Source organism: Euzebyella saccharophila (assembly GCF_014855495.1).
Classification (GTDB): Bacteria; Bacteroidota; Bacteroidia; order Flavobacteriales; family Flavobacteriaceae; genus Euzebyella; species Euzebyella saccharophila.
Window position 1 is genome coordinate 819,051 of the sequence record NZ_JACYFJ010000001.1, and the last position, 12,520, is coordinate 831,570.

At 38.5% G+C, this 12,520-nt stretch carries 10 protein-coding genes; 5 read left to right on the forward strand and 5 right to left on the reverse strand.

Translation table 11 applies throughout. The features are described 5' to 3' along the window. The first annotated feature begins 3 nt into the window (after nucleotides 1-3). Nucleotides 4-780 (forward strand): nitrilase family protein, encoded by a 777-nt coding sequence (locus tag IL355_RS03390; protein ID WP_192460781.1) that lies wholly within the window; start codon nucleotides 4-6, stop codon nucleotides 778-780. Here the strand turns inward: IL355_RS03390 and IL355_RS03395 are convergent. Both IL355_RS03395 and IL355_RS03400 read right to left on the reverse strand, forming a co-directional pair. After that, on the reverse strand, nucleotides 764-2,401 hold the full coding sequence (locus IL355_RS03395) for an Ig-like domain-containing protein (protein WP_317175467.1): 1,638 nt from the start codon (nucleotides 2,399-2,401) through the stop codon (nucleotides 764-766). The genes IL355_RS03390 and IL355_RS03395 overlap by 17 nt on opposite strands. Nucleotides 2,402-2,432: 31 nt before the next feature. Beyond that, a complete protein-coding gene (locus IL355_RS03400) occupies nucleotides 2,433-3,140 on the reverse strand; it encodes a ComF family protein (protein ID WP_317175468.1) in 708 nt (235 codons plus the stop codon). Between the two features lie 46 nt (nucleotides 3,141-3,186). On the opposite strand from IL355_RS03400, the gene IL355_RS03405 reads away from it, so the two are divergent. Together IL355_RS03405 and IL355_RS03410 are read left to right on the forward strand one after the other, a co-directional pair. Continuing rightward, nucleotides 3,187-4,083, forward strand: coding sequence for a hypothetical protein (locus IL355_RS03405; protein WP_192460782.1), 897 nt, complete (start codon nucleotides 3,187-3,189; stop codon nucleotides 4,081-4,083). A 37-nt stretch (nucleotides 4,084-4,120) separates the two neighbouring features. After that, on the forward strand, nucleotides 4,121-5,665 hold the full coding sequence (locus IL355_RS03410) for a glycine--tRNA ligase (RefSeq protein WP_192460783.1): 1,545 nt from the start codon (nucleotides 4,121-4,123) through the stop codon (nucleotides 5,663-5,665). 27 nt (nucleotides 5,666-5,692) lie between these two features. Here IL355_RS03410 and IL355_RS03415 read toward each other — a convergent pair whose 3' ends face one another. Continuing rightward, nucleotides 5,693-7,765, reverse strand: coding sequence for a TonB-dependent receptor family protein (locus tag IL355_RS03415; protein ID WP_192460784.1), 2,073 nt, complete (start codon nucleotides 7,763-7,765; stop codon nucleotides 5,693-5,695). Nucleotides 7,766-7,917: 152 nt separating this feature from the next. Here IL355_RS03415 and IL355_RS03420 point away from each other — a divergent pair, with 152 nt between their 5' ends. Next, nucleotides 7,918-8,682: an exodeoxyribonuclease III gene (locus tag IL355_RS03420; RefSeq protein WP_192460785.1), complete on the forward strand. Its 765-nt coding sequence runs from the start codon at nucleotides 7,918-7,920 to the stop codon at nucleotides 8,680-8,682. A gap of 74 nt (nucleotides 8,683-8,756) precedes the next feature. Beyond that, on the forward strand, nucleotides 8,757-9,797 hold the full coding sequence (locus tag IL355_RS03425) for an NADP(H)-dependent aldo-keto reductase (RefSeq protein ID WP_192460786.1): 1,041 nt from the start codon (nucleotides 8,757-8,759) through the stop codon (nucleotides 9,795-9,797). Nucleotides 9,798-9,898: 101 nt separating this feature from the next. On the opposite strand, the gene radA is transcribed toward IL355_RS03425, so the two are convergent. Together radA and IL355_RS03435 are read right to left on the reverse strand one after the other, a co-directional pair. Further along, nucleotides 9,899-11,260: a DNA repair protein RadA gene (gene radA / locus IL355_RS03430; RefSeq protein ID WP_192460787.1), complete on the reverse strand. Its 1,362-nt coding sequence runs from the start codon at nucleotides 11,258-11,260 to the stop codon at nucleotides 9,899-9,901. Between the two features lie 95 nt (nucleotides 11,261-11,355). Then, entirely contained in the window at nucleotides 11,356-12,498 is a 1,143-nt protein-coding gene (locus tag IL355_RS03435; protein ID WP_192460788.1) for an alpha/beta hydrolase, read from the reverse strand. Nucleotides 12,499-12,520 lie beyond the last annotated feature (22 nt).

Genomic DNA, 12,520 nt, shown 5'->3' on the forward strand with positions numbered 1-12,520 from the left:
TTTATGAAAGAGGAATTACATATAGCCATGGTGCAAACAGCCTTGGAATGGGAAAAACCCGAAGTCAATAGAAAATCGATTTCTAATAAAATCGATTTAATTTCCAAAGACGTGGATATCATTATTTTACCCGAAATGTTCACTACCGGTTTTACCATGACCCCTGAGAATATAGATATTTCCGAAGGCTGTAAAACCATAGATTGGATGCAAAATATTGCAGACGGGAAAGGGGTGGCCATTGTGGGTAGTGTGGCCTATAATACAGGAAAGGAATTTGTTAATCGGCTATTTTTTGTTGCCCCAAATGAAAAAGAGGTATATTATGATAAGCGTCATACCTTTACATTGGCGGGAGAGGACAAGGTGTATAAAGCGGGAAAAGATAAGTTGATTGTAGACTACTTGGGATTTAAAATTTGTCCGCTGGTATGCTATGATCTTAGGTTTCCTGTATGGGCAAGAAATGTGGACAACTATGATGTTCTTTTATACGTAGCTAATTGGCCAAAGCTCAGAGTGGCTGCTTGGGATGCCCTTTTAAAAGCTCGTGCCATTGAAAATATTTCCTATTGTATTGGAGTTAACAGAATTGGGGTAGATCAAAAAGGCAATGAATATTCTGGGCATTCGGGCGTATATGACTGCTTAGGCAGCCAAAAGGTTTTCTCCCAAAAAGAGGAGGTGATATATGCAACCTTGTATAAAAACCATATTACCGAAACAAGGAAAAAACTGAAGTTTTTAGAAGACAGGGATAATTTTACTCTCGTATTGTAAACGTCTCCACTTTTTCCCAATTGGCCCTTACTTCAATAACATCAGGATAATAACTAATTCGCTCAGGTTGTAATTGCTTTAGGTAATTACCGGTATCCCATCGATTATTTCCGTTTTTGTCAAAAATTACTTTTAAAAGATAATTTCCTGGGTCTAAATGATTGAACTCAAAGGATTGGGGTTCATTAGCAATTATTTCGCGCTCAAGACTTCCTTGCTCATCCGTTAGTTGTACAATTAAAGGATAGGCATCCTCTGCTACTTTTACCTCAAACCTCAAATTTCCATAATCGGCATAGCTCCCGGTTGATAAAAAATAAGAGAGGGTGTCATTGGCTTGGCCAAAGAAATCTTCAATCGCTCCCGGCAGTAAATCCAGTTGATAACTTGAATTGGGTTCTTTTTCAAAATTTATGTCAACTTTATTCAAAACGGTGTCCAATTCACTCTTAAAGGTAATGGCAACAGAATCTTGGTTCATCATGCTCATTAAGGTGGTGTCAATAGAAATGAGAGGTGTGTTGGCTCCAATGAAAAAGGACTCCGTAAAACTTAATGAACTGCTTTGATTAGGGTTTAAACGTAAAGAGTCAATGCCAACCTTCCTATTTTTGACCGTAAAAGTGTCCTTTACTTTTAATCTCTCATTGGTAACCGTAAAAACGATGGAATCCATTTCGTAGGGAGTCAGCCAAAAATTTAGAGTATCCTTGTCCTTTTCCTTCACTATTTTTGTTGAAACAGTGTCCGGCAGTGTAGTAAGAGGTGTTATCTCCACGCCTGTCGCATCCCCATAGTATCCAAACTGTATTCTGTTTTTGGCAACAAGACTAGGTACTGCCATACTGTAATTGGGTACTTCCTTGAACAAGTTTAAAACGTAAGTAGAGTCCGTCGGTAACGTAATAGTATCTGGTAGGAAAGCAATTTTGTCTGCGTTTTGGTCAAAAACATGGTTTTTGGCCGCATCCTTTAGGGCAAAAAGCTTGTATTGACCTTCCTTTAAATTTTTTAATCTAAATATAACGGCACTGTCAAGGGTGTTGGTGATATAATTGGGAGGTTTTTTGTAAACTGTGGAATCTGTGTAAGCTGTATCCATTTCATACAACATGATACTTATAAAGTCATCAGCCTTTCTTTTATAGGCATCCTTTACGGCACCTGTAAGTTGCAGAGAATCTATATAATCTCCCGTTGAGAAAACATAGGTTAAGAAAGAACTTGGGTTTCCTTCATTGTTGTCTTGAACACTTTGGCCAAAATTTATGGTATAGGTGGTGTTATCCTTTAAGGTGTCTTTGAATTTGAATTCCACATACTTGCTGGCGCCACCTTGAGGCGTAATATCTGGCTGATATTTTAATGGTGGAGAAACTATTAATTGGTTTTGTACGTCTTCCAATTTTATAAGCTCATCAAAATAAAGACGAATTCGTTTCGCTTTAAAGTTGGTGGTCATACTATCGGGTTCGGTTTTTACCAAGGTAGGAGGCGTAATATCCTTAGGGCCACCAGATGGGCTACCTTTTCTGGCACACTGCCAAAGGCTGTTCACAATTAAAAGAAGAAAAAGAAACGCCGTAAACCTACGCACCATAAACCAGAAATATGGATACAAAGAAACGACTAATTTTTGGCAAAAACCATAATTAGGGTACTACGGCCATACTAGTAATATATAGTTTGGTGTCTATGCCGATTGAAAGAGCTTGAGCACATATTTCCATGGTACCACCAGTGGTAATAACATCATCTACCAATAGAATATTTTTGCCCGTTAGCCTTTCTGGGTTATTTAAGGCATATAAAGAGGTTTGCTGCTGCCATCTTCCCAACCGGTTCTTTTTGGTCTGCGTTTTAGTATTCGCGGTTTTAACAAGAATATCATCTATATAATCAGCTTCAAGGTACACTGCCAATTTTTTAGCGAATTTGCTTACTTGATTATATCCCCTCTTTTTTAATTTTTTGGAATGTAGCGGTACAGGTATTACAAGATCTATTTTACCGTCTAGCTCTTTACTGTCTTTTAACAATTGACCGTACCACTCTCCTAAAAAGTCACCAATTACTTCTTGATTTCTATATTTTAGGTTATGAATGAGCTGTTGAACAATCCCTTTTTTTGAGAAAAAAAGGAAAGAACTCGCTTTTTCTATGTTAATTCGACCATAAAATATACGGTCAACGGGATTTTCTTCGTTAAAAGAATAATCGGTGAGTGGCAAATTGTTCCGACAAGTGGTACAGACCAGTTCCTCTCCTCTGATTAAATGAGCATTACATCCAAAACAGACCCTAGGGAAAAGGACCGTAATGATATCAATTATTATATTTGTTAACTTTTTATACAGCAAAATCTAAGCTCGAAAAGATCGACTTACCTAAAGCGCACCGTTCCCAATGAACGTTCAAGATACTAAATTCAATTACAAGATTATTTTTGCTGCCCTGGTTGCCGTAATTATCGGTATTCTTATAGCTTTTTATTACAGTTATGCCCAGAACAAAAGCGAAATAGCCTTTTTACAACGTGAAAAGGAACTTCTTGTTCAGGATTTGAATTTAATGAAAACCGATGTTGATAGGCTCTCTGCGCTCAATGAGGTAAACGAAATTGAATTGGAAAGTTCAAAATATAGAATTCAACAATTATTGGATTCCGTTGGGCAATTAAATTTCACTATCGAAAAACTGAGAGAGTTTAAGACCGAATTAAGAAGGCTCGAGTCTAAAAATGATAGTTTAAAGCTTAAAAATAATTTCCTTAGGTATAATAATACGCTACTTACTGAGAAGTATGAAAAGACCAAAAGGGAATTGGAACAGCTGAAAGGAAAGAGTGTTTCCTTGGCAGAGGCAGAGGCCATGCAAAGGCAGAAAATCAAGGAACTTAATCGGGAGTTAAAATCTAAAAGTTACCTAAGCCTTCAGGGCACGGAGGGAAGTGGTTTTAGGTTGCGCAGTGGCAAGCCAATTAATACCAATAAAGCCTCAATCATTGAAAAACTTCGCGGTTGTGTAACGGTTTTGGCAGATATAAGGGAGATGAACACCATGAAGGTTATCTACTATCAGTTTTTAGATCCCAACATGACCGTAGTTGCAGACAATGCGAATACCATTTCTGTAAACGGAAATGTCTACAGTAAAAGAGTTGAGTTTAAATTCAACGGTGAGGACACCAATATCTGCGACTTTATTACCATCCCTCAAGGTTCGTTGGAAGAAGGAATGTACAGGCTTAACATTTTTGAAGGACAAAAACTACTGTCCTCTACGGAATTTGAGCTGAAATAATTTTTTTTGACTTTAGGTAATATCCTATTTTTGCCGCATGGCAAAACAAGAAGACGATTTTAAGAGGGTTATCTCCCATGCAAAGGAATACGGGTACGTATTTCAATCCAGTGAAATATATGATGGTTTAAGCGCTGTTTATGACTATGCTCAAAACGGTGCGGAACTAAAAAAGAATATTAGGGATTATTGGTGGAAAGCCATGGTGCAACTCAATGATAATATTGTAGGTATAGACGCCGCCATATTTATGCACCCCACTACTTGGAAAGCTTCCGGGCACGTTGATGCGTTCAATGATCCCATGATAGACAACAAAGACTCTAAAAAAAGGTATCGTGCAGATGTTTTGGTAGAGGATTACGTTGCTAAAATCGAGGCAAAAATAGAGAAAGAAGTTGCCAAAGCAGAAAAGAGATTTGGCGATAAGTTTGATAAAGAACAGTTTTTGGCTACCAACCAAAGAGTGATAGATTATCAAGAACAAGCAAGATCTATTCTTAGTAGATTGGCCAAATCTTTGGAAAAAGAAGATTTGTCAGATGTAAAAAAGCTTATTGAAGAGTTGGAAATTGCCTGCCCTATGTCCGGTTCTAGAAACTGGACAGATGTGAAGCAATTCAACCTAATGTTCGGTACAAAATTGGGAGCATCTGCGGAAAGTGCCATGGATTTATATCTACGTCCAGAAACGGCTCAAGGTATTTTCGTAAACTTTTTGAACGTTCAGAAAACCAGCCGAATGAAAATTCCTTTCGGTATAGCACAGACAGGAAAAGCTTTTAGAAATGAAATTGTTGCTAGGCAGTTCATTTTTAGAATGAGGGAGTTTGAACAAATGGAAATGCAGTTTTTCATTAAACCGGGCACTCAAATGGAGTGGTATGAAACATGGAAGGAAAACCGGATGAAATGGCATTTAAGCCTTGGTTTGGGAGAGGATAATTATCGTTTTCATGACCATGAAAAATTGGCGCATTATGCAGATGCAGCCGCGGATATTGAATTTCGCTTTCCTTTTGGGTTCAAGGAATTGGAAGGAATACACTCCAGAACAGACTTTGATTTAGGTAATCACGAGAAATATTCCGGTAAAAAATTACAATACTTCGATCCTGAAACCAGGGAGAGTTATGTGCCCTACGTGCTTGAAACTTCTATTGGCTTAGACCGTATGTTTTTGGCCGTATTCTCTAATTCCTTACAGGAAGAGGAGTTGGAAAACGGTACCTTTAGGACGGTGCTTAAGTTACCTCCTGTACTGGCGCCCACAAAAGCGGCTATCTTTCCTTTGTTGAAAAAGGACGGATTGCCAGAACTTGCCCAAGAAATTGTAGATGACTTAAAATGGGACTTTAATGTTCTATATGATGAAAAGGATGCCGTGGGTCGTCGTTATAGAAGGCAGGACGCTAATGGTACCCCCTTTTGCATTACGGTAGATCATCAATCTTTGGAAGACCAAACGGTGACCATTCGCCATAGAGATTCTATGGAACAGGAACGTGTAGCCATTGCCGATGTGAAACGTATTATTCACGAGCAAGTAGACATGAAAACTTGGTTGCAGAAAATTCAATAGGCCACTACTGCTATCTTTTAAATTTTTCTATAACCGATAGCCTAGTCTTAGACTGGTATAATAATTTCTCGGGTTACCTGGATAGTAATATCTAGGTTCCCCGCCAAAACTACCGGCATTGATCAATACCGAGGATGCGTATTTTTCATCGAAAATATTATCAATTCCAAAATCTGCACCAAGGGTAAATTTGTCAGATAGTTTTTTATGGTAGCCCATTCTTGTGGTAAAAACCGTGTAGGGTTCACTTTCCAGGCTATTGTCATCTCGCAGTGGAATTTCTGATACGTGGCGATGCGTCGTATTCCAATAAAAATCCTTGAACAACTTAAGCTGAATGCCGGCAGTACGTTGTTGCTTGGGAACTCCAGTTAAAGGATTTCCAGAATAGTCTTCGTCCTCATCGGTAAAATCTAAAAACTCATGATCATTAAGGGTATAGCTTACAAAAGGGGATAGGTGAAAATTAGGGCTTAGGTCCCATAGATAATCCATGTAAATTTCAAGTCCTCTATGTCTGGTTTTTCCGGCGTTTCTGCCAATGTATTGGTCTTCGGCTACCCTTTCCGCTACCAATAGATTTTTTACGTTCATTTGGTAGAGGTTCAGATTGAGGTGAAATTTTTTATCATCAAGAAATAAGTCTGTTCCTATTTCATAGTTCATTCCGGTTTCTTGAGAAATATCGGGATTAATGACTCCGTCTGGGGTAAGTGTCTGTTCAACCGTAGGATTTGAAAAACCTCTACTTATATTGGAAAATAATTCAATATTATCAGTGGCTTCATAAGTGATGTTAAAGTTAGGGAGAACAATGGTCTTAAAACTTCTTTCTGCACTTTGGTTGTTGGGGCCTGTGTTGAATCTATCCCTAAAATCATAGGAAGTTTTATTAATGTTGACCCCAATTTGGGTTTTCAATTTTTCGGTAAGAGGAAAGAGCACCGACCCAAAGAGATTTAATTGCTCTCTAAATTCTTTGTTATTAGCAAATTGTGGACCTTTTAAACTACCGTTTTCAGGTTGGGTCAAAGTTTCAAAAAGAGCCCAGTTATATTCATCTTTATATAGCTCCCCGCCAAAATGGTATTCGGCCAAGGCAGTAAAAGCATTAAAGGTTCCAGAAAATTTAGTTCTAGCACCAAACCCTTTAGTAATTTCATCTAAAAAGCCTAACGGTCTTGGTCGCCTTTCAAAATGATCCAAATAGCTATAAAAGACACTCGTGGTATTTTTTAGACTGTTGCTAAAGTAATGGCTGTAGTTAATGCCTGTGAGCGTATAGTTGTTTGTTTCAAAACCCGAAACTCCTCCCCAATTAGCAGCAGCTTGCTTTGGATTTTCCATCAATGCGGTAATTCCTAAGGAGCTTGCAATGTGCGCCGTATAGTCAATATGATTAATTAAAAGACCGATGGTGTTTTTTTCATTGATTTTGAAGGAGGTGTTCAATAGAATTCCATCACGGTCAAAATTACTGTTGTCACGATAGCCGTTCATGCTCATATGACCGTATTGCAGTCCAATACGCAATTTACCGTCAAAATGGTTGAAGGAAAGGTTGTTTTTAACCAAACCAAAGGAACCAACCGTGAGATTGTTGTTAAAATTGGTTGCTTTGCCTAAGGCTTCCTTGGGGGTTAAAATTATGGCTCCGCCAAGATTGCTGCCAAATGATGTTGCTTTAGGTCCTTTTACTACTTCGATTTGACTAAGGTTTTCTAAGTCGAAAGCTTCTATAGTTGAAAACCCGGAACCATCCGTGACCGGAATTTCATTATAATAAAGCCGGAGTTTGTCTGTTCCAAAAGCAGTTCTACTTCCAATACCCCTTACGGTAATTCTATTGGTATTTATAGCGCCGGAAAAGACAAAAACCCCAGGTATTTGGTTCACCGAAGAAACAATATCTGCAGGGCTGTAATTTTGAAAAGTCTTGGCAGAAATGACCAATGAAGGTTCAATTCCCAAGCTTTTTTTAGATTTTAATGCGTCTAAAAGAATAACCTCATCCAGTTGGGTAATGCTGTCGTTTTCAATAGTGCTTTGAGACCAAGCTGCGAATGATAGCAAGAGGATTAAAAGGGGAGTAAACTTCATGATTGGAATAATTGGGGTAAAGATACAAGACTTGCCTTGGTTTAATAACAATAATGAGCCAAAAATTGATGCGTATAACTTCTCTAGTCCATAGCTACATTGGATTTTTATAAGTTGGAGGCTTTCCCTATTTTCGGGCAAATTCAAAATAGGTGAAGATAGTTTCGTACAATGTTAATGGTATAAGGGCGGCATTAAAGAAGGGCTTTTTAGAATGGTTAATGACCGTAAACCCAGATGTGGTCTGTTTGCAAGAAATCAAGGCAATGGAAGAACAGTTGGATCTATCTTTGTTTGAAGCAGCCGGTTACCCGTATCATTATTGGTTCAGTGCTCAAAAAAAGGGCTATAGTGGCGTGGCCATTCTGTCCAAAAGAAAACCTGATAATGTGGCGTTCGGAACCGGTATCGCCTATATGGATTTTGAAGGACGTAATTTAAGGGCAGATTTTGGGGATGTTTCCGTAATGAGTATGTACGTGCCATCAGGAACCAATTTGGCCAGATTGGAACATAAACTTATGTACATGGCAGATTTCCAGGTCTATGCCGATGAATTGAGAAAAACCCATCCAAATCTTATAATTTTGGGCGATTATAATGTTTGTCATGAAGCTATAGATATTCATGATCCGGTAAGGAATAAAAATGTTTCCGGATTTCTACCTGTGGAGCGGGAGTGGATGACCCAATTTCTTAAGAGTGGTTTTATAGATAGCTTTAGATATTTTAATCCTGCGCCAGACAATTATACTTGGTGGAGTTACCGGGCCTATGCAAGGGCCAATAATAAAGGTTGGCGGCTTGATTACGGTATGGTCGCAGACACTTTGGAAGACAGATTAAAGCGTTCCGTAATTCTCTCCGAAGCAAAACACAGTGATCATTGTCCAATATTATTGGAGCTGGAAAATTAATGTTCAAAAGAGGAACTAGGCCCATAGGATTTCTTTAAATTTGAAACTTCTTAAAAGCAACACCCCAAAAAACCATGAAGTACACTAAACTTCCACATACAGATATAGAAGTAAGTAAAATTTGCCTTGGAACTATGACGTGGGGCAACCAGAATACGGAAGCTGAGGGTCATGAACAAATGGATTATGCTTTGAATCAGGGAATCAACTTTTTTGATACTGCAGAACTCTACCCAATTCCTGCACATCCTGATAGACATTCGGTTACGGAAAAGATAATAGGTACTTGGTTCAAAAAAAATGGAAACAGGGATAAGGTCGTACTTGCATCCAAAATTGCAGGTAAAGCAGATTTCACTAAGTTTATAAGAACAACAGGCTTTAAAAAAGATTCCATTATTGAGGCTGTCAATGCCAGTCTCTCCCGACTACAAACGGATTATATAGATCTGTACCAGTTGCATTGGCCGGAACGAAATACCAATTACTTTGGAAAACGGGGCTACAAGCATGATGTAAGTGACCATTGGGAGGATAATATTCACCAAGTACTGGAAACACTACGTGATTTGGTTCGTGAAGGAAAGATTAGGCATGTAGGTTTATCCAATGAAACACCATGGGGAACCATGCGTTTTTTAACGGAAAGTAAGGTGCATGCAAGCCTGCCCCGTATGTTGACCATTCAAAACCCCTACAGTTTGTTGAACAGGCTTTTTGAAGTAGGACTGTCCGAAATTTCAATTAGGGAAAAAATTGGACTTTTGGCCTATTCTCCTTTAGGATTCGGGACTCTTTCAGGAAAGTATTTGGGAGGTATGATGCCTGCCAATAGTAGGTTGAACTTATTTCCTAATTATGCTAGATATAGTAGCGAAACTGCCGTGAAAGCGACTGAACAATACAATACGCTTGCCAAAGAAAACGGATTAAGCCTTGCTCAAATGGCATTGGCATTTGTGAATACGAGACCATTTATAACAAGCAACATTATTGGTGCAACCACTATGAGCCAATTAAAAGAGAATATTGCGAGTATTGATGTAGAACTGTCAGAAGAGATATTAAAGAATATCGAGGCCATACATGGTCAAATCCCTAACCCAGCACCCTAATTTACTATGTATTTTTTGAAAGTTGGTCTAGGGCAATTGGTGCTGATTGTTTTGGTGATATTGGTGATTTTGGTTTGTGCGCGGATTATGCGAGATAGACGTTAACCGAACAAATCGCTGACAACATCTTCAATTCTTGAGCAACGGTGAATATTGATTTTTGTGTTTTTTAGCCCTATTTTATTGTTTTTGGAAACGTAGATTTCAGTAAACCCTAGCTTTTCTGCTTCTATAATCCGTTGGTCCACACGTTGAACCGGTCTGATCTCTCCCGCTAGGCCCACTTCCGCAGCAAAACATACCCCTTTTTCAATAGTAATGTCTTCATTACTTGAAAGAATGGCAGCTATAACCGCAAGATCAATGGCTGGATCATCTACTGAAATGCCTCCTGTGATATTTAAAAAGACGTCCTTGGCACCTAATTTAAAACCGGCTCGCTTTTCCAAAACGGCCAAAAGCATGTTGAGTCGTTTGGCATTATAACCGGTTGTGGAACGTTGGGGGGTGCCATAAACTGCTGTGCTTACGAGTGCCTGAATTTCGATCATTAAAGGTCTCATTCCCTCAATTGTAGAGGCTATGGCCGTTCCGCTTAGTTTTTCGTCGTTTTTGGAAATGAGGATTTCAGAAGGATTGTTTACTTGCCTTAGTCCACCACCTTGCATTTCGTAAATACCTAGTTCGGCCGTAGAGCCAAATCGGTTTTTTAACGATCGGAGAATTCTATATACATAATTTCTATCACCTTCAAACTGTAGAACGGTATCCACCATATGCTCCAAAATTTTAGGGCCCGCAATGGAACCGTCTTTGGTAATATGTCCTATTAGAATAACAGGAGTGTTGGTTTCCTTTGCAAATTTTATGAGTTCTGCCGTACATTCACGAATTTGAGATATGCTTCCGGCGGCAGATTCTATATAATCTGAATGTAGTGTTTGAATGGAATCTATGACCACAATATCCGGTTCGGTGGCTTCTATCTGCCTAAAAATGTTTTGAGTTTTGGTTTCAGTAAGTATGTAACAGTTTTCGCTATTTGGATGGATGCGGTCTGCCCTCATTTTTATCTGTTTTTGGCTTTCCTCGCCTGAGACATACAAGGTGGTATAGGGTAGTTTAAGGGCTATTTGTAATAATAAGGTACTTTTTCCAACTCCAGGTTCACCACCTAAAAGAACCAATGCACCGGGAACCAAACCTCCTCCAAGTACCCGATTAAATTCTAGGTCAAATGTGTTAAGCCTTTTTTCTTTATCTGTACTGATTTCATGAACCCTAAGAGGCTTTGAAACTTTTTTTGCCGTATTGGAACTACTTTTCCAACCTTGCTTTTCCTCTTTCTGCACCAGTTCCTCTACAACGGTATTCCATTGTTTGCAAGAAGAGCATTGACCAACCCATTTTGCGTACTGGGCTCCACAATTTTGACAGAAATAAGCAGTTTTTACTTTAGCCATGAAGTACCTGTTTGAAAAGATGTAAAGGTACTAAAACATAAGATTTGATAAGGACTATACAGGTCTATCGAACAATAGCATCAAAGCAAAAAACTCTAATATCCAAAATCTGCTTTAAGGGCATCTATTTTTTCTAAAGCCATTTCCTTTGTAAGGAAGTCTATTTCATCCATTCCAAAGGCTTTTTCAAAGGTTTTGAGGGCTTTTTTAGGTTCGCCCATCTGTTCGTAATATTCACCTTCAAAATAAAACCCCATCATGGTATCCGGGAACTCTTTTTTGCAAAGGTCTGATAGTGGCTTTAAAGATTCTATATCCTCCTTTTTTCTAGAGGCCGCGTAAATAGCCATGATATCGTTCAAATCAACCATTTTCTTTATGCCGAACAATTCTTCAATACCATTGTATTTGTTTTCAAGATATTGAAAGACGGGTTCTTCTGAGGTAAGTATTTGCTCTTTGTACTCTTTAGGGCTTATGGGTTTGAACATGCCAAAAATGTTATCAAATGCCTTTCCTATCCCATAGGTTGCAATGGAAATATGGTCTGCACCTTCATATTTTTGGAAATTGTAATGAAGGGTTTCTTTATCAATTTCCTTAATGGCATTATGCATTGCCAAAATACGCTCGGTATCCTTGTTTTTTTCATCCTCAATAATGAGTTCATAGAACATCTGTTTGTCAAATGCAGATAAACGTGAAGGTACCCTAGATTCCATCTCAGGAGCCAAGGTGGGAGAAATATTAATATAAGCGTTGAATAATGAATTTTCTTTAAACAGCCAATAATTGGTATAATTGGCAGTGATGTCGTAACCAACTACCATTTTAAAAGGGGCGGTACTGTAATTGAGATCCAGGTATGGAATAATTTCCATTCCTAGGAATTCAAAGAACAATTTTCCTTTTTCAGATGGCAATCCGTTTTCTTCGTTCCAGGCACAATCATCAAACCGAATGCTTTTTTCACTTTGCATAATACCAACAACAATACTTGCGGGCATGCCATGAAACTGGTGGTAAAATTTAGCGTTGGCAACTACTTGGTCAAAAAGGTATTCCGCATCCAAAACTACAATCAGGGGATATTTTTGGGTTTCATCGTAATCTTCCGGAAAGTAATATTTGACATCTCTACGTTCCTGTAATTTGAACGATTCGAATATTTCTTGGGTAACCTGGGCTTTTAGTCCAGAGCACACTAAAAGTGCTAGAATTGTAATTTTACGTAACATGGAACTTTGTTTGGTACAAATC